We start from the raw sequence: 17,511 nt of genomic DNA on the forward strand, positions 1-17,511 counted from the left end.
CTATTTCGATGGTTTAAACAAATTGATATCTTTTAAATGGCGGTTTTTACGTTCCAGAACTAAAAATTCCAGAAAGAGCAACAACAATCCTATGGCAATAAACAATTGAAATTTTTCATCGTAAGCAGCATATACTCTCTGCTCTAATTCCGTTTTGTTCATTTTATTTATTTCATTAAAAAGGGCATTTAAACCAGTTGTAGTATTGTTAGCTATCACCGGTTTTCCTCCTCCGGCTGTTGCAATTTGCTCGATCATTTGCTGATCCAATTTTGATATTACAACATTACCCTTTTCATCCCGCCTGAAATCCCGGGATCCGGGACTTACAGGAATTGGGGCTCCTTCCGGCAATCCCATGGCAATGGTATGTACTATAATTCCTTGATCGAATGCTGCTTTTGCCGCCGAAATTGCGTCATCCTCATGATTTTCACCATCAGTAATTACAATTATAGCCTTGCTGGCCTCACTATCAGGAGTAAAGCTTCTGGCCGATAAGTTGATTGCAGCTCCAATTGCAGTTCCTTGTATGGGAACAATATCAGTATTAATGGAGGACAAAAACAATTTTGCAGATGCATAATCTGTTGTAATTGGTAATTGGGTATACGCCTCACCTGCAAAAACGACCAAACCGATTTTATCATTATTCAATTTGTCAACCATTTTGGAAACGGCTCGTTTTGCCCGTTCCAATCTATTGGGTTGAATGTCTTGAGCCATCATCGAGTTTGAAACATCCAACGCAATGATAATTTCGACGCCTTTTCGTTTAATGGTTTGCAGTTTTGAACCAAATTGAGGGCCTGCAAGACCAAAAATAATAAAACTTAGCGCCAGCAAAAGAATACCGAACTTATAAAACGGTCGGGTAAAGGAAGCATATGGCATTAGTTGCGAGATAATATTCATCTCACCAAACTCTTCAAGAGCTTTCTTTTTCCTTGAATAACTGATCCAATATATAATTACAAGAATTGGAAGTATCAGAAATAAGTATAGAAGATCCGGATGATCAAGTCGAAATTGATTCATTGTTCAATGATTTTCTGTGTTCAATTAATATCAATTACGGAATGTTCCGTAATATTGAATTACGCAAAGCAATTTCAAGAAGTAAAAATAGAGCGGCCAACAATGCAAAAATTAAGTATTCCTCGCTTTTTGTAATGTATTGTTTCACCTCAATTTTACTTTTCTCCAACTTGTCGATTTGTTCGTAAATTGCTTTTAACTTGTTATTGTCAGTTGCCCGAAAGTATTGACCACCTGTCATATCAGCAATTTGCTGCAACACTTCTTCGTCAATTTTTACAGGCATGTTTCTCATACTAATACCAAAAGCCGTTTGAATAGGGTAGGGAGCCATTCCCATAGTTCCGATACCAACTGTATAAACTCTTATTCCAAAGGTTTTTGCCAATTCTGCTGCCGTAATAGGAGCAATCTCTCCCTGATTGTTTACTCCGTCGGTTAAGAGAATGACAACTTTCGATTTCGATTTGCTGTCCTTTAAACGATTCACCGCATTGGCTAATCCAAGCCCGATTGCAGTACCATCTTCAATCATTCCACTTTGAATGTCGTTGAAAAGGTTGATTAAAACAGCATGGTCGGTTGTTAATGGACATTGAGTAAAACTCTCGCCGCTAAAAATTACCAATCCAATTTTATCATCTTCGCGCCCGGTAATAAAGTTCACAGCCACTTCCTTTGCCGCTTCCAGTCTGTCCGGTTCAAAATCGCGGGCAAGCATGCTGCTTGAAATATCAAGCGACATAACGATGTCAATTCCTTCAGTAGTTACATCTCTTTGGCTATTGCTCGATTGCGGGCGGGCAATAGCAAGTACTAAAAATACTATTGCTAAAACCCGAAATACAAATAAAGCATGCCGCAAGTAGTATTTGTAGGTTTTGGTACTTGAATGAAAGCTTTTCGATGTTGACACCTGAATACTTGCATGCGCATTCTTGTCCTTTAAGATGTACCATGCAATTAATGGTATCAAAAGGATCAGCAAGTAAAAATATTCAGGATTTGCAAATTCTATAGAACTCATACTTTGTATTTTCAAAGTTTACTTTTCTTCCGTTTTTGTCTCTTCCACTGCAATAGATTCTTTTTCTTCTTTAGCAGAAGCTTCTTCTACAATGGTGGTCTCAATAATTTTGTAGGCAAATTTCAGACTTAGTTCATTTTCATCCTGAAGAGGAGTGAATTTAGCGAATTTGGCTAAATCGGCGCGTTCAAGAATGTCCTTCAGTTTAGCGTGCCAGTCTGAATTTACCTCCACTGCATTTACTGCTTTTAATATCTCATCAGTAGTCGATTCCTGAGTTGATAGTTGGAAACGTTCATCCAAATAATATCGGATTGTATCCGTAAGGTCAGAATGAAACTGTTTCACCTTTCCGGTTTCCCAAAGCTTTTGTTTTTTGATCTCATCCAACTTGCGCAAGGCTATGATATGAGCCGGCTCGGTTGGCTTTGCTTTAACGAACAAAGGTTGGTTTTTCTTCCGCTTGCGCAGATATAAAAGCAATAATACAATTAATGCTGCAACAATCAATCCACCAAATACCCAGGGAGCAATTTCCGCAAAAGCAATTGGTGTATGTATTGGCATTATAATGTCAAAATTAGCCTTACTGGTATCAATATCGAAGGTTTTTACGCCCAATAGCATTGTGTCCGTTCGAATGATATTCATCAGATTTTCGTCATGAATCTTGAATTCAAAAGGATTCATTTTGTGAACACCATCATTAAAAGAGGTAATCAAAAAGTTTTTATTCACTTTAATATTTCCATTCTCTAACGAAGTAGTATCCTGAGGAGATTGTTTTATGATCTCTACTCCAGAACCAATGCTGTCTATAAATACCGGAAACTCAACCCGAAGACCTTTTGGCTGTTCTATGGAAAGTAAAAGGTTTATTTGATCGCCAATAACAATAACATTGGTATCGAGTTGCGCGCTGTAGTTAATTCCTTTTTCTTCTTCTTGAGCATAAGACGAGAAGGAGGAAAAAGTAGCTCCCAATACAATTGCAAATGCGACAAGTGCTTTTGCGAATAGTTTATTTGGGATGATAATTCTATTTGTCATAGTCGTCTGCTTCTTAAAATTAGTGTCCTCTTCGTTTGAATAAGGCAATTAATGATCTCACATAATCCTGATCGGTTCGAATATTTGCCACATCTACACCTGACTTTTTGAATGTTTCGGTAAGCTGATTGTCTTTATCACTCCACCATTTGGCGTAGTTTTTTCTTACCTTTTTATTCGAAGTGTCTATCCAACTGTATTCGCCTGTTTCCGCATCCTTAATTTTAATCAAACCAATTGAAGGAATTTCCTGTTCGCGTTTATCGAATATTTTAAGAGCAACAAGATCATGCTTTTTGTTGGCAATCGTCAATGCATTTTCAAAACCATCATCAATAAAATCTGATATCACGAAAGTGGTGCAACGTTTTTTAATAACCTGTGTAAGGTAACGTAAAGCATTGCCAATATCAGTATTCCGATGTTCCGGTTTAAAATTAATTAGTTCACGAATAATTTGCAGAATATGTGATTTCCCCTTTTTAGGAGGAATAAACTTTTCAATTTTATCAGAAAAGAAGATCACCCCAATTTTATCGTTGTTTTGAATGGCTGAAAAGGCCAGTACGGCGGCAATCTCCGTAATCTGATTTTTCTTTAGTTTAGAGATGGTTCCAAATTCACGGGAACCACTCACATCAATCAGCAGCATTACGGTCAACTCACGTTCTTCTTCGAAAAGTTTTACGTAAGGTTGATTGTAGCGGGCGGTAACATTCCAGTCAATATTTCTGATGTCATCACCATATTGGTATTCCCGAACTTCGCTGAAGGTCATACCACGTCCTTTGAACGCAGAATGATATTCCCCGGCAAAAATATTTCGGGAAAGACCTCTGGTTTTGATCTCTATTTGCCTGACACGTTTTAATAATTCACTAGTCTCCATAGCTAATTACGAATTGATAATTACGAATTAATAATTAAATCGCTGTAATCATGAATTACAAATTAAGAACCTAATTTGTAATTCATAATTCATAATTGTTACGGTACTTCAACTGTATTCAGGATTTCACTAATAATGTTCTCACTAGTGATATTGTTTGCTTCAGCTTCGTAAGTCAGTCCAATTCTGTGACGCAGTACGTCATGACAAACGGCACGGATATCTTCAGGAATTACATAACCTCTTCGTTTAATAAAAGCAAAAGCTTTGGCTGCTGATGCCAAACTAATGCTGGCACGGGGCGATCCGCCAAATGCGATCATATCCTTGAATTGCTCCAATCCGTAATCGGCAGGGAAACGGGTTGCAAAAATGATGTCGACAATATATTTTTCAATCTTTTCATCCATGTAAACATCTTTCACCACATCACGTGCTTTGTTAATGTCTTCCGGTTTTAAGATTTGAGCTGCTTTTGGAAATACCTTCAAAAGATTCTGACGCATAATTAGCTGCTCTTCATCTTTTTTAGGGTAATTGATCACCACTTTCAGCATAAAACGGTCAACCTGTGCTTCCGGCAGTGGATAAGTTCCTTCCTGCTCAATCGGATTTTGAGTGGCCATTACCAAAAACGGCTCTTCTAATTTATAGGTGGTGTCACCAATGGTGATTTGTCGCTCCTGCATGGCTTCCAATAAAGCAGCCTGTACTTTTGCCGGAGCACGGTTAATCTCATCAGCAAGAATAAAGTTGGCGAAAAGAGGTCCTTTTTTTACTACAAATTCTTCTTTTTTCTGACTGTAAATCATGGTACCCAACAAATCGGCAGGTAACAAGTCAGGAGTAAACTGAATACGACTAAATTCAGCTTCTATGGTAGTTGCAAGCGTGCTGATTGCAAGTGTTTTTGCCAGTCCGGGAACCCCTTCTAATAATATATGACCATTCGAAAGTAATCCTATCAATAAGCTTTCAACAAGGTGCTTTTGACCAACAATAACTTTGTTCATTTCCATAGAAATCATATCCACAAAGGAACTTTCTCTTTGGATACGTTCATTTAGTTCTTTGATATCAACTGTTTGGATCATTAGAAATATATTTAATTACTTGAAAAATTTACATAAAAAGAATCTGATTTTTAAGAAAACCTTTACAAAGATAAACCTTTGAGCGTTTTATGAAAATGCATGCCCGTTAAAAATTGTTAATGGTTTTTGAAGGCTGCTAGTATTAAGTGGAAAGTATCAAGGAACAAGGAAGCAAGGAAGAAACAAGGAACAGGTAGAAAGTAGAAAGTGTAAAGTATCAAGTAGAAAGTATTCGTGTACTCTTTCATTTTCGGGCTTGGTAAAAATGTTTACTTTTGAGGAGAATCAGAAAATACTATTTGAATTGAAGAAACGATATTTTATTCACCTAAGTTATAAAGGAACAAACTATCATGGTTGGCAGATTCAGCCGAATGCAAGTTCTGTTCAGGAGGAGTTAAATAAGGCCTTGTCTACTATTTTAAATCAGCCAATAAATGTGGTTGGCTGCGGAAGAACGGATACAGGTGTGCATGCCAGCGATTTTATGGCTCATTTCGAGGTGGATGAAAACTGTCGGTTCGATTGTGAAAAACTGGCTTTTAAGCTGAATCGCTTTTTGCCTCATGATATTGCCATTCGCGAAGTGTTTCGGGTGAAAGCTGATGCACATACTCGTTTCGATGCCATTTCCAGAACTTATTATTATCAAATTACCAAGTATAAAAATCCGTTTAGAACGGAGTCGCACTGGAAAAATCAGTATGAACTGGATGTTGCAAAGATGAACGAGGTGGCTAAAATTCTGTTCGAATACATCGATTTTACAAGCTTTAGTAAATTGCATACTGATGTAAAAACCAATAACTGCAGGATATCGAAAGCAGAATGGACCGAAACTGATGATGAATTGGTATTTATAATTACGGCCGACCGGTTTCTTCGCAATATGGTTCGTGCCATTGTTGGGACTTTGGTTGAAGTAGGACGGGGAAAAATGGATTTGGCTGGTTTTCGTGAGGTGATTGAAAGCAGGAATCGATCGAATGCGGGTTCTTCGGTGCCAGGCCATGGCTTGTTTCTCGCTAAAATTGAGTATCCGGATGATTTGAGAATGGAAGATGTGTAAGCCGCTGTTTTTATTTACCGATGGAAGTGTAAATCCGCAATCTAAAATTGGTTTTGGAGCCTTTCTTACTTTATCTTCTTTACATATTTCGCTGGACGAAGCCAGGCATCTTGTAAAAGTAATTTGTTTCGAAAATACTTCATCTACAAAACTGGAGCTACAGGTTTTACTGTTCGCTCTTAATGAAATTGATTCGGACAATTACCATGTAATTGTATACACCGATTCTCAGAATATTATTGGTTTGCCTGCGAGGAGAGAGCGTTTTGAAAAAAACGGCTATTGTTCCAAAAATGGAAAACTCATTGCGAATCATCAATTGTATCAGGAATTTTACGGACTGACCGATACTTTACAATGTGAATTTGTAAAGGTGAAAGGACACAAGGTTTCGGGTCAGAAAGATCAGGTTGATCAATTTTTTACATTGGTGGATCGAGCTTCGAGAGTTGCGTTGCGTGAGAATTAATAATTAGCAATTATTAATTAAATCGACTGTGTTTTTATTGGGGTAGCTGTATTTATTGGCGGGCGAATGCCCAGTCTTTTGGGAGGACAGCCAGAAATTGTGTATATCACCTGTAAAATAGCAGCTGTAATTGTATTTTTCATGATGCATTGGAACAGATAGCAATAATTGAGTTTGTATAAAAAAATGCCAGCTATTCTTTCGAATTTGCTGGCATTTTTGTTTTTAATACAAATGATTCAAGAACCAATTTAATGCTGCTTTTGCCGCGATATCGAACTGTTCGATATAAGGTGTGAAATGTCCGCCTGGTAGGGTGATTAACTCTTTGGGTGGCAGACTTTCCTGATAGCTTTTTAGGCAAAGGTCTGTTGGGGTAACAATGTCTTTTAAAGCGACTACAAATAAAATAGGAGTAGGGCTTACCAGGCTTGCATAAACGCCTGGTTCATACATCCTGGCGTATTCGGTGCTTCGGAAGGTAACTTCATTACTGGCTGATGTTGATAATGCTTGTGCTTTTGTATAGTATTCCCTGGCTTCTTCGATAGGATATAGCGGGTTAAGATTAGCTTCGCCAACCAATTTTTTCATCATTGGGTCTTTTCCTTTGAGGCGGTTTATTCGGTCTTTACTTACTAGTTTCCAATACCCGTCATCTTTTTGGGCAGGCATTCTTCTCGAGCTGCTTTGAGATCCACTAATGGTAGGAACTTGAGATACGACACACTTAACTCTCCTGTCGGTTGCTGCTGTAACAATAACATGACCACCAGAATAACTTGTTCCCCATATTCCGATTCTATTGGCATCCACTTTTTCTAATGAAGCAGCATAGCTAATGCTGTTTTTGTAATCATCTATTTGCATAAAGGGATTGATTTCTCCTCTTGGTGTTCCTTCGCTTTCGCCAAGATTTCTGTAATCGAACAGAATCACAGCAAAGCCGTTTTCTGCAAATAATTCGGCAAACTTGTTTATATAAGCTTCTTTGGGAAGGCCAAATCCATGCGCCATAACAATAGCCGGACATTTGCTGTTTTTATGGGGAATGTATTGCAATGCACAGATTTTTAAACCATCACTTAAATAATTTACTTTTGTTAGACTGTAATTTTTCATATTTCTCCTTTCATCGTTTTAAATTAAAAGGACAAATGTAGTATTCACGTGTAAAGCCGGATTGTTCAGTAAGTTCTATTGATTGTCCATTTAGTCCATATTGAATTTTCTGAAGGCTGCAGGGGTGATGTTATAGTTTTTCTTAAAAGCTTTGTTGAAGTGAGAAACACTTTCAAAGCCACAGTTAAAAGCAATATCTGATATGTATTTGTCTGAATTGACAAGTTGAAATCGGGCACAATCCAGTTTTTTTTGCAGCATCCATTTGGCGGGCGTGTTTTTGAATAAGAGCATGAAATCCCGTTTGAATTTGGAAACACTTCTATTTGATAATCTTGCTAATTGCTCTACCGTATATTTTTTTTTGAAGGTTTTTTCCATCAACAGTTTCAGATCGTTGTAATTGTTCGATAGCGAGTTGAAAAAAACTTTTGCCTGTACTGATCTTTCGGTAAGTAGAATAACCAATTCGTTTATTTTTAGCTCCATTAAAGCAGAGTTGTTTTCATTTTCATTGATGTAAGAAAGATAATGCAATATGTAGTCATCAATCATTTTATCCCTGTTGAGGATCACAAAGGGCATTTGTGGATGTTTCCCCAGCGAAATATCCTTGGGATATTTAATAAAAGTGTTCTTAAAATAAATGACCAATGCCTCGAATTCTCCGTTTTTAGGAATGTATTCGGTCATTTCATGAATGCCTTTTTTCAATAACAATAATTGATGCTGATCGACTTCGATCGTATTGTTGTTTTGGATGATAAGTTTTTTGCCTTTCAGAATAAAAACGAATGCATTTTCCTGCATTAAAATTGTTTGTTTTGTTGAAACAGTATTCGTTTTCCATTTCGCGAACAATAGGTTTTCGTTCTTTAAAATTTTTTCTTTTGGAAAGGCTTTCATTTTGTTAAAAGTAATTTTTTAGGGAAGATATTGATTCTCTGCAAGGGTAAATCAAAAGCGTTTACGAAGTTATGAAAAGCAAGCAGATTAACAAATAACACCCGCAGTAAAGTTTGCTCTCAGAAAAAAAATGAGTAAGCCGTTGTGTTTTGTATGAACAGCTAGGGAAGGAGCTTGTTGTTTGTTGAAATCCCAAAAGGAGAGAAGGGGCAACAGCATGCTCAGCAAATTTGTAAAGGCGGAAGGACAGAAAGTTTCCCGGCAGAAAGATCAGGTTGATCAATTGTTTGCATTGGTGGATCGAGCTTCGGGAAATGCGTTGTGTGAGAATTAATAATTACGAATTATTATTTTTGTCCTTATCGTCCTCTTCATTTGTAGGAGCCAATAAATTTTTGAATGTCGGGGTGCTGTGCTGTTTTGTTTGACAACCTTTGTCAGCATCTCCGTGAGATAAAGTATATTCTCCATTTCCAAACCTAATGCAAGCTTACAACCCGCTTTATTTTCCATTCATTGTTTTTGTTTTCCCATACAATTAAAAATCGTCCAACTTTTGAAGGTGTCCCAATTGGTTCTTGATTATTATGAAATTTTTGCAAACCTATTTCAATTGCTCCAAAGTCTTTAATAGGATAAACTTCTATGCTTCCTTTAACTAATTCTCTTGTTACCTTTCCACAAATATTTTTTTGAGTTGCAGAAATTATGTCTTGTTTTGATGTCATTACTCCTCCTTGGTCGTGATAAAATTCAATATTTTCTGAAAAGAAAGTACCGTACTTGTCAAGATTCAAATTGCAAGTGTTATAAGCCTCAAAAAATATACTGTCTAATTTAACTATAGTGTCGTATAGTTGTTGGTTGTCTGGCTTATAATTTTTTGTCAAACGATACATTGTGTTTTTTGTTGTACCACAACTTGCCAACAGAGTGATAAGTGTTAACAGCGGTATAATTATAGACTTAGAGTATTTCATTATTTTTTATGTTTGTTATAGTTTTATTTTGTTTCGATATCAATTATTTTTTGTCCGGTTTCACCTAAATAGTGAGTTAAAAGTTTTTCATAAATTTTATAGCCATCATCCACATTTGTAAAAATTAAAAGACCTTGTTTTGTTTTAGGGAAGATAAACACAATAGTTTGAACGCCATTGTCTGCACCTCCGTGAGACAAAGCATATTCTCCATTTCCTAAATCATATATTTCAAAACCCAAACCAAAATGCTTGCCGTTTTTGGTTTCGACTTGATTTGTAGTCATATCGTCAAAAACTTTTTGGGTCAATCCTTCGCTATTCATTACACTGGTCAAAAACTTTCCATAATCTTCAATGGTTGTCAATAAATTGTCTGCACCATTTGCAGTTTTATTTTTTTCTGTTTCATAAGCAATTCCTTTATTGTTATAACCTGTTGCAAATCTTAAACTGTCTGTTTTATTGTCCCAAAAATATTTGGTGTCGGTCATTTGTAAAGGGGCGAAAATTAATTCGCTTGTTAATTGGTTAAGTGATTTATGGAATTTTGCTTCCAGCGCTTTTCTCAAATATTCAAAACCTTCTCCTGAATATTGATATTTCGTTCCAGGTGTAAATTCAAAATGTAATTTTCCGTCCTTGTTATTTCCACGCCAATTGGTAAAACCGGTTTGGTGGCTTAAAATATGTCTGGTAGTAAGCAATTTGCTATTTGGGTCTTTTGAAACATCTGGGTCAGTCCAATATGTATGAATCGGTTCATCTAAATTCCACTTGCCTAAACTCACTAACTTTAAAGTAACCATTGCAGTTATAGGTTTGGTCAGTGAAGCCACATTAAATATAGTATTGTATGGTGCAGTTGTTCCTTTTTTGAGTTCTCCAAACACTTTTACCTGTTGAAGTTTTCCGTCTTTAATTACGCCGATCCCCAGGGTAGGAACTTTGTTTTCCGCTAAACATTTTTCAATTTCTTCGTCATTATCAAAAATTGATTTTGAAGAAGAAAGCTGTTTAACTTGATGTTCGTAACTCAACGATTTTGTGAGTTTCCATTCGCCATTTTCTATAAACCAAACGTGAGTGAACTTAGCTGAACTCCCAAATTTCTCAGGTTTATTTAATTGCTTTTCAAAGAACTGATGAACTCCCCCTTGAATTGCGCCATAAAGATTTCCTTTGTTGTAAAGAGCATAAATTTCAGTGCTTTTGGGCAAGAGTTCTCTTCTTGCCTGATAGTTGGATGGATTTCCACACAATCCATTTTGTAAATCATTGAGAAATTTCTTTTTATCTGAAATCCCGTCTTTGTCGTGGAAGAATTCAAACTTTTCACTTAGCAGGTTTTCAAACTGTGAAATGTCGCAAGTGTTGAAGCCTACATTAAAAAGTAAACTGTCCTTTGAGAGGATGATTTTGTATAGGTCTGAATTTTTAGCAACCTGTGCCTGTGTTTTTACAATGAAAGTGATCGTAAAAATGAAGCTTAATAAAATATATTTTGCCATGTCTGTTTTTTTATCACAAAGATCAAAAGCAAATTTATTCTGCCATTAAAATCTCCCCGACAATGACCTGTCAAAAACCCGACAATTTTATATCATATTGAAATGCAGGCTGTAATACAGCTTTTTTCTTTTGTCTATTTCAATTGCATTTCTAAGAACGAAATAAACATTTGAAAGAATCAAAAGTATCATAAGTATTAAAGTAAAGCTATGTCCGGATTTTGTGAAAATACCTAACATAAACACAATGGGGGCTATGATTGTCCACATTATTTGTAATGATATAATTTGTTTTGTTATGGGGTTCTTCAATTTCATTGCAAATATTAATATAAGCGGAATAAGAATATTTAAAGGAGGAAGAATTATGAATGGCAAGGAAGAAAGGTTGACTAGCTTTATTGATGAGTAATTTAATAAATGGTCTTCTTCTTTTGGTGTTGTTTTTTCGTTACTATCGTCTTTATTTTCAATTTCGGGTTGTTTGCTTCGCAATTCTTTTTCCTGGACGCCTAATGCTTCTCCCAAAACTCGAAGCGTGTATCCTTTTGGATCTGTTCCTGCTTCAATTCTCTGAATTGTCCTTACTGAAATACCGGATTTCTTCGATAATTCTTCTTGAGTAAGATTTTGCTGTTCTCTTATACTTTTAAGTTTGGACATTCTGTTGTTTTAAAAACGTTTCGCGTGTACGGTGGTTTTCTTTCCGTTCAATTGTAATTTCTTCTATTAGTAAGCTGTCATGTGAAATTTAAACTTCTCTTTCGTCCGTTTTTTTCATCATTTTTAGAGTGAAACCTCCCAGAATTAGTATGATTAGAGCCATAACCGCCCATAGCCATTTTTCATCGGCAAAAAGTGGTTCCGCTTTAGGTGATTCTGATTTTGTAATTATTTCTTCATCGCCAAGGGCAAGTGGTGTGATCGATTTAGGGATGTTGTCTGAAAATCGGGAGATGTCATAATTTGGTTTTCGTGCATAGCTGTTCCCATAATTCAGGAAATATTTGGCAGGTTTCGAAAATCGAACCAGTAACTCATAAATGGAGCCTCCTATTTCAATATTACTAATGGTAAGCGCCTCATTGTCCGAATTCCGGATGATGATTTTTACGTGCTGAGCAATGGTATTGCTGAATTTGAACTCATTTTTTTCGATGGAGTTGAGCGTGCCCGAAGCAAGGGTTTGATAGTTGTATTTCCATCCCAGTTCAGTTTTGGTACTATCCGTTACATACTGAATGTGAACCGGTCTGTAATAATCGAATGATTCGCGGATATTGATTTTAAGATCGTTTATCAAAACGGGTGATTCCAGATCAATTTCCACCTCAGTCTGTTGAAGCTTTTTATTTTCAAAGGTGCTGGTTTTCTTTATTTTGTAATTGCGCGACTTTCCTTTTACAATCTCTTTAAGAGATAATGCCGCACTTTCTAGTTTAGGTTTTTCTCCGCTTTTGATTCCTATTCTGTAAAAAGCATAATTGGCATTTGGAAAATTAAGTTTCGAAAACTGATAATTGGTGTGTGCATTGTTAATGGATAGTATTCTGTAATCCTCAACAAGAGTATACCAATTTTGTTGATCCTGACTTCCTTCAAGAGTTGTTTTCCAATCGAAATTTTCCTGTTCGAAATTTAACTGAATTTGATTTATTGAATTTGAGGTAGGAACTTTAAAGGTGAAGTAATAGCCGTTTTTATCCCTCGATTGATTCAATAATTTAAAGTCAACATTTATATTTTTTATTTGATCTTCGGTGGAATGTATAATGTACGGTGCTTCAAGTGTGTCATTTTGCTCAGAGATGCCAATGATTCTGATATCGCTCAGGTTTGGGGAAACCTTCCCGAAAATTTCATTTGGTAATTCCAGTTTGTGCCATTGATCTGTGATCCCAATAATTTCTCTTTTGTAGTTGAAATTATTCTGCTGACCAAAGGAATTGGAGAATGCAAAAAGCAATAGTATGAAACAGGCCTTGTTTTTCATGAGAATTGGTTTTATAGTATGGCTCGCCGAAGCCAGCCAATATATAGTGATGTGTTAAATTTATTCTTCCTCAGTCATATTGCTCTTGTATTTGTTGTACAGGAACGAAATAATCAAAAGAAGTATTCCCAATAAAACAAATGCGATGGTTTTTGCGATTGTACTCAATTGCGAGATGTCGTAAAAGAAGAGCTTTACCAATGTAAGTGCAAACAATCCGATAGCACCAATCCGCAGATGTTTCTTGTTTTTCCAGATGCCGTAAGCAATCAGGAGTAGGGAATACGAACCCCAAAGTATGCTTAATCCAAGTTTATAGGATTGAGTTGATCCGCTTATGTCCGTCCAATTAAGCAGTTCGCTGCTAAATATCCATAGAATGGAGGTGCTAAGCAGGTATTCGAATGCTATTCTGTACTTTTTTGTATTCAATTCTTCCTTTACATGAAGATATATACCTGCCAGTGCAATTGCGGCAAAGGCTAATGAGATGTATCTGATAATGATATTGAATGTTCCCCGGTGATAATATTCAGATAAACTTTGAGTAAGATAACTTTCTCTTAATTCACTTAAGGAGTACAATCCTTGGGTTAAAAATGCGACCAAAGTTATTGTTGTTAATCCAATACCGGCATAAGCTAAATTTTTGTTTTTTAATTTCCTGATATTCACAAAAGAAAGAATTGAAAAAAACAGTAAGGAATAATTGATGATCCAGATCGTTTTAAATTCTTTTAAATCGTAGTTGTTATAGTAGCTGGCATATTCCTCTCCGGTTGCCTGAATGCTTAGTGCCGATTCCTTAATTAGTTGATTCCAGTAATTGCCAATTTCCAATCGGATTGAATAGTAAACTGTAAACACGAGAATAACAGGAATGGCATAAGACAATAGTTTTGTGATTTTCAGCCATGAGCCTAATAAAGTCGGATATTTGATATTGCTGTTCAATTTGTTGATGAGTCCAAAAGAAAAAATGAATAGTAATGAACTTAAAAAATTAACATTCAAAAAAAGTGCGATTTTGGTTTCAGGATCATCCACAAGGTAGGTGTTATACATGGTGGTCCAATCCTGCAAAATACTACAGAAGGCAAGTATCATTAAAGGGTAAGACATTGCTTCGTAAATGGAAACTTTTTTAGTTCGGCCAATCCAAAAGAGCAGCGCCGCTTCACTGGCCCACAGCAAAGTTACCCAGTTTCCATCCAGTTGAATAGGGAAGGCAATTGTGATAAATAGTAAAACCAGACCTGATATCAGATAGAAAATATTCTTGTCGGCAAGCTTTTGTTTGTAGATAATTACACTGACAATACTGTGAATAACAGCATTGATAAGGGTAAATAATCCTAATAAATGTTGTCCTGTTTCGTGAAGAGATAATATAGAATATCCCAGACCAAAAAAGATAAGGGAGTTGGATACGAGAAGCAGAGAATTGCCTTTGTTGAATTTCTCTTTTCGAACCAATTTGTAGGCAAGGAAGAGTAAATAAAAGATCGCGAAAAATACGATAAGAAAGCTGCTTCCCAGTACAAAGTGTTCACTGGTTTCGTATTTTCCCATGAACCATGAGAAAAAGATTAACCAAGTAAGGCAAAAGGAGGAATATTGTAATGCTTTCCAGTATTTCTTGAACGCAATAAAAAGAATGCCAATGTTAATAATGGTCATGTAAGTAAAAAGTACAGCTACTTTTCCTGAGCCGTCGCTTAGCAGGAAGGGAACTGCGTATGCACCCACCAAACCAATATGAGCAATTACCTGTTTGTTGTAATTGATCGCAGCAACAACTGTGAATACGGTGAAAATCAACATCAGAATAAAAGCAAATGCCTGCGGAAACAGATCGTACAGACTGTAGGCCATATAGGTAATGAAATATAGAATTGCTATGGCTCCACTAACCAGAACTGCGCTGTAATTTTCATATTTCGCTTTCAGTTTTATTCCAAAACCCAACAATCCAATTCCCGTTAAATAAGCCAGAATTATTCTGGTTAAAGGGCTGATAAGATCATTGTCGATGGAGTACTTGGCACCTATCGCCACACCAATAATAGTAATGGCAATCCCAATTTTATTAATCAGATTTTCACCAATAAATTTCTCGAGATCGGACTTCGATTTTGGAGGTTTATTGGTTGCAGGAGGAGTGATAGTTGTTTTTGCGGTTTCAATTTTGGGTTTTTCCTGCTCTGTTGGAGATGCTATTTTTTTCAGATCATTAAGAAGATCTTCATTCAAAATCTGCGTCTCTTTTTTATCAGCAAGAGGTTTGGTTTCGCTGTTCTTAAGACGAATTATTTCATGTCGTAATTCACTAATCTCATTCGATAGCGCCTCTTGTTTTTCATGAAGCTTTTCTTGTATCTCGAAAAGCTGATTTATTTTGTCTTTATTGTCTGACATATGATCTACTTACTAAGTATTGCAAATATAATTCCTTGTTGAATTGTAAATATCCAAAATTGGAAATCTTTAGTTTTCCTGATTAAGGAATTGTTTACTTTAGCTCGTGAATTTATGAAAAGCATTCTACATAAACAAAATGTATGTTTTAATGCAGTTGCAACACAAACCCTACATTTGATCAAATAATATTATGACGAATTGTATTGTGAATTTACAATACCAAGGAATGAAATGATAGATTCATTGAATTATCTATTCCAAATCTCCCAGTTTCTTTCTGCCTGCAGGTGAAGCATTTTTAATCCGTTGTGAGTTTTTGCTCCTTGTTCTGCTCCTTTTTTCATGAAAAGAGTCTCTGCAGGGTTGTATACTACATCGTACAGAAAATGATCTTCGGTGATAAGTTCGTAGGGGATATCCGGACAGGTATTATCTTTAGGGAAGGTGCCCAAAGGAGTGCAGTTTACGATCAAATGGTAATTGCTGATAATCTCAGAAGAAAGCATCTCGTAGTTGATGCATTTATCCGAAGCTGTTCTGGATACAAATTGATATTCAATTCCCATTTCTTCCAGTCCTGTAGCTACAGCTTTTGAAACGCCACCGGTACCTAAAATCAAGGCTTTTGGTTTTGTGCCATCGAGAAAAATATGCAGTGATTCAGTAAAACCATGAATATCTGTATTGTATCCTACTAATTTAACCTTTTCGTTTTTACGGATAATCCGAACAGAATTAACGGCACCAATTCTTTCTGCCAAAGGATCAATATCATCAAGGAATTGAATTACATCCTGTTTGTAAGGAATGGTAACACAGAATCCTTTTAAATCGGAATGTTGTTCCAATATAGTAGGAAAATCTTGAATATTGGAAATTTCGAAATTTAAAAAAGAAGCATCGATGTTTTCTTCCGTAAATTTATCCGTAAAGTATTTTTTTGAAAAAGAATGTCCCAAAGGGAAACCAAGAATTCCGAATGTATCCATATTATTCTGTTTTTGATTCCGGAGAAAATTTTTCCATCATCCAAATTAATAGAAATCCGGCAATGGCCAAAAGAATTGCAAATATCAATTGTGAATCTTGTCCAAGAATATTTGCGAATGTATTTGGCAGAATATTTTCCTGCAGCAATGGTTTTTCAACTCCGTGCCGGTCAATAAAGGTGGAGATTGTGTTTTTCCAAGGCCAAACTTTATTTAAAGATCCGATCATGAATCCGGAAAGCAAACCGATAGTCATGTTGTGGTATTTTTTCAGTAACCAGCTTAGCAGATTTGAGAAACTTAAGAGGCCTATCACAGCTCCTGCACCAACCACTGCAACAACATCCAATTTAAAAGAACTGATGGCATTTAGGATGTATTCATATTTTCCCAAAAGGAGCAATATAAAGGCGCCTGATATTCCAGGTAAAATCATCGCACAAATTGCCAATGCTCCCGAAAGAAAAAGAAACCAGTAGGAGGTGGGGGTTTCTGCCGGAGTAACAACAGTTACCATGTAGGCAATTCCGATGCCAATAAGCATTGCTATAATCGTGCGTAGTTTCCACTCCGTTATTTTACGGGCAATAACAATTGCAGATGCAACAATCAACCCAAAGAAGAAAGACCAGATTAAAATAGGCTGTTCTGCGAGAAAATATTTAATCAGCTTAGCCAATGACAAAAAGCTTAGGAAAATTCCGAAGATCAATGCCAATAGAAAGTTTCCGTTAATTGCCTGCCAGAATTCTTTGAATTTGAATTGAAAGAGAAGTTTTACTGCATTTCCGTTAATGGATTTTATGCTGTTAATTAATTCTTCGTAAATACCGGTAATAAATGCTATTGTGCCACCGGAAACTCCTGGGACAACATCTGCAGCTCCCATTCCCATTCCTTTAAAGGCAATAAGAAGGTAGTCTTTCATTTTTCTGGGCATAGTATAATTTTGT

The 17,511-nt window shown here is 36.2% G+C and carries 16 protein-coding genes; 2 read left to right on the forward strand and 14 right to left on the reverse strand.

Going from position 1 to position 17,511, the window contains the following annotated elements; genetic code table 11:
• The 5 genes from QUH73_RS10505 to QUH73_RS10525 all read right to left on the reverse strand — a co-directional run bounded on the left by QUH73_RS10505 (nt 1) and on the right by QUH73_RS10525 (nt 5,098).
• Nucleotides 1–1,038 (reverse strand): vWA domain-containing protein, encoded by a 1,038-nt coding sequence (locus tag QUH73_RS10505; RefSeq protein ID WP_289530396.1) that lies wholly within the window; start codon nt 1,036–1,038, stop codon nt 1–3.
• Nucleotides 1,039–1,072: 34 nt separating this feature from the next.
• On the reverse strand, nt 1,073–2,065 hold the full coding sequence (locus QUH73_RS10510; protein WP_289530397.1) for a vWA domain-containing protein: 993 nt from the start codon (nt 2,063–2,065) through the stop codon (nt 1,073–1,075).
• Nucleotides 2,066–2,083: 18 nt separating this feature from the next.
• Nucleotides 2,084–3,115, reverse strand: a complete 1,032-nt coding sequence (locus QUH73_RS10515) for a hypothetical protein (RefSeq protein WP_289530398.1) — start codon at nt 3,113–3,115, stop codon at nt 2,084–2,086.
• 19 nt (nt 3,116–3,134) lie between these two features.
• Nucleotides 3,135–4,004, reverse strand: a complete 870-nt coding sequence (locus QUH73_RS10520; protein ID WP_289530399.1) for a DUF58 domain-containing protein — start codon at nt 4,002–4,004, stop codon at nt 3,135–3,137.
• A gap of 98 nt (nt 4,005–4,102) precedes the next feature.
• Nucleotides 4,103–5,098, reverse strand: a complete 996-nt coding sequence (locus QUH73_RS10525; RefSeq protein ID WP_289530400.1) for an AAA family ATPase — start codon at nt 5,096–5,098, stop codon at nt 4,103–4,105.
• A 265-nt stretch (nt 5,099–5,363) separates the two neighbouring features.
• Here QUH73_RS10525 and truA point away from each other — a divergent pair, with 265 nt between their 5' ends.
• Together truA and QUH73_RS10535 are read left to right on the forward strand one after the other, a co-directional pair.
• The gene (gene truA, locus QUH73_RS10530) at nt 5,364–6,167 is read left to right on the forward strand and encodes a tRNA pseudouridine(38-40) synthase TruA (protein WP_289530401.1); all 804 of its coding nucleotides are present in this window, start codon (nt 5,364–5,366) and stop codon (nt 6,165–6,167) included.
• Complete coding sequence (locus QUH73_RS10535) at nt 6,160–6,636, forward strand: ribonuclease HI (protein WP_289530402.1); 477 nt, start codon at nt 6,160–6,162, stop codon at nt 6,634–6,636. The genes truA and QUH73_RS10535 overlap by 8 nt, the downstream gene beginning before the upstream one ends.
• 225 nt (nt 6,637–6,861) lie before the next feature.
• Here the strand turns inward: QUH73_RS10535 and QUH73_RS10540 are convergent, their stop codons facing one another.
• The 9 genes from QUH73_RS10540 to QUH73_RS10580 all read right to left on the reverse strand — a co-directional run bounded on the left by QUH73_RS10540 (nt 6,862) and on the right by QUH73_RS10580 (nt 17,498).
• Nucleotides 6,862–7,758: an alpha/beta hydrolase gene (locus tag QUH73_RS10540; protein ID WP_289530403.1), complete on the reverse strand. Its 897-nt coding sequence runs from the start codon at nt 7,756–7,758 to the stop codon at nt 6,862–6,864.
• Nucleotides 7,759–7,848: 90 nt separating this feature from the next.
• Nucleotides 7,849–8,664 carry a helix-turn-helix domain-containing protein gene (locus QUH73_RS10545; protein ID WP_289530404.1) on the reverse strand — a complete coding sequence of 272 codons (816 nt, stop codon included), beginning with the start codon at nt 8,662–8,664 and terminating at the stop codon, nt 7,849–7,851.
• Nucleotides 8,665–9,143: 479 nt separating this feature from the next.
• Complete coding sequence (locus QUH73_RS10550) at nt 9,144–9,644, reverse strand: nuclear transport factor 2 family protein (RefSeq protein ID WP_289530405.1); 501 nt, start codon at nt 9,642–9,644, stop codon at nt 9,144–9,146.
• Nucleotides 9,645–9,667: 23 nt separating this feature from the next.
• Nucleotides 9,668–11,155 (reverse strand): class A beta-lactamase-related serine hydrolase, encoded by a 1,488-nt coding sequence (locus QUH73_RS10555; RefSeq protein ID WP_289530406.1) that lies wholly within the window; start codon nt 11,153–11,155, stop codon nt 9,668–9,670.
• Between the two features lie 87 nt (nt 11,156–11,242).
• A complete protein-coding gene (locus tag QUH73_RS10560) occupies nt 11,243–11,818 on the reverse strand; it encodes a helix-turn-helix domain-containing protein (RefSeq protein ID WP_289530407.1) in 576 nt (191 codons plus the stop codon).
• 88 nt (nt 11,819–11,906) lie between these two features.
• Nucleotides 11,907–13,148 (reverse strand): DUF3999 family protein, encoded by a 1,242-nt coding sequence (locus QUH73_RS10565; protein ID WP_289530408.1) that lies wholly within the window; start codon nt 13,146–13,148, stop codon nt 11,907–11,909.
• A gap of 60 nt (nt 13,149–13,208) precedes the next feature.
• On the reverse strand, nt 13,209–15,566 hold the full coding sequence (locus QUH73_RS10570) for a DUF2339 domain-containing protein (protein ID WP_289530409.1): 2,358 nt from the start codon (nt 15,564–15,566) through the stop codon (nt 13,209–13,211).
• Nucleotides 15,567–15,817: 251 nt separating this feature from the next.
• Nucleotides 15,818–16,558: a shikimate dehydrogenase family protein gene (locus tag QUH73_RS10575; RefSeq protein ID WP_289530410.1), complete on the reverse strand. Its 741-nt coding sequence runs from the start codon at nt 16,556–16,558 to the stop codon at nt 15,818–15,820.
• Between the two features lies 1 nt (nt 16,559).
• Nucleotides 16,560–17,498: a DUF368 domain-containing protein gene (locus QUH73_RS10580; RefSeq protein WP_289530411.1), complete on the reverse strand. Its 939-nt coding sequence runs from the start codon at nt 17,496–17,498 to the stop codon at nt 16,560–16,562.
• Nucleotides 17,499–17,511 lie beyond the last annotated feature (13 nt).

The organism is Labilibaculum sp. K2S (genome assembly GCF_030372765.1).
Lineage (GTDB): Bacteria > Bacteroidota > Bacteroidia > Bacteroidales > Marinifilaceae > Labilibaculum.

Bases quoted from the DNA above. Each gene is read 5' to 3' on its own strand.
- QUH73_RS10525 (WP_289530400.1), bottom strand. From the start codon at position 5,098: ATGATCCAAACAGTTGATATCAAAGAACTAAATGAACGTATCCAAAGA.
- truA (WP_289530401.1), top strand. From the start codon at position 5,364: ATGTTTACTTTTGAGGAGAATCAGAAAATACTATTTGAATTGAAGAAA.
- QUH73_RS10560 (WP_289530407.1), bottom strand. From the start codon at position 11,818: ATGTCCAAACTTAAAAGTATAAGAGAACAGCAAAATCTTACTCAAGAA.
- QUH73_RS10550 (WP_289530405.1), bottom strand. From the start codon at position 9,644: ATGAAATACTCTAAGTCTATAATTATACCGCTGTTAACACTTATCACT.
- QUH73_RS10510 (WP_289530397.1), bottom strand. From the start codon at position 2,065: ATGAGTTCTATAGAATTTGCAAATCCTGAATATTTTTACTTGCTGATC.
- QUH73_RS10515 (WP_289530398.1), bottom strand. From the start codon at position 3,115: ATGACAAATAGAATTATCATCCCAAATAAACTATTCGCAAAAGCACTT.
- QUH73_RS10520 (WP_289530399.1), bottom strand. From the start codon at position 4,004: ATGGAGACTAGTGAATTATTAAAACGTGTCAGGCAAATAGAGATCAAA.
- QUH73_RS10565 (WP_289530408.1), bottom strand. From the start codon at position 13,148: ATGAAAAACAAGGCCTGTTTCATACTATTGCTTTTTGCATTCTCCAAT.
- QUH73_RS10505 (WP_289530396.1), bottom strand. From the start codon at position 1,038: ATGAATCAATTTCGACTTGATCATCCGGATCTTCTATACTTATTTCTG.
- QUH73_RS10545 (WP_289530404.1), bottom strand. From the start codon at position 8,664: ATGAAAGCCTTTCCAAAAGAAAAAATTTTAAAGAACGAAAACCTATTG.
- QUH73_RS10580 (WP_289530411.1), bottom strand. From the start codon at position 17,498: ATGCCCAGAAAAATGAAAGACTACCTTCTTATTGCCTTTAAAGGAATG.
- QUH73_RS10535 (WP_289530402.1), top strand. From the start codon at position 6,160: ATGTGTAAGCCGCTGTTTTTATTTACCGATGGAAGTGTAAATCCGCAA.
- QUH73_RS10555 (WP_289530406.1), bottom strand. From the start codon at position 11,155: ATGGCAAAATATATTTTATTAAGCTTCATTTTTACGATCACTTTCATT.
- QUH73_RS10540 (WP_289530403.1), bottom strand. From the start codon at position 7,758: ATGAAAAATTACAGTCTAACAAAAGTAAATTATTTAAGTGATGGTTTA.
- QUH73_RS10575 (WP_289530410.1), bottom strand. From the start codon at position 16,558: ATGGATACATTCGGAATTCTTGGTTTCCCTTTGGGACATTCTTTTTCA.
- QUH73_RS10570 (WP_289530409.1), bottom strand. From the start codon at position 15,566: ATGTCAGACAATAAAGACAAAATAAATCAGCTTTTCGAGATACAAGAA.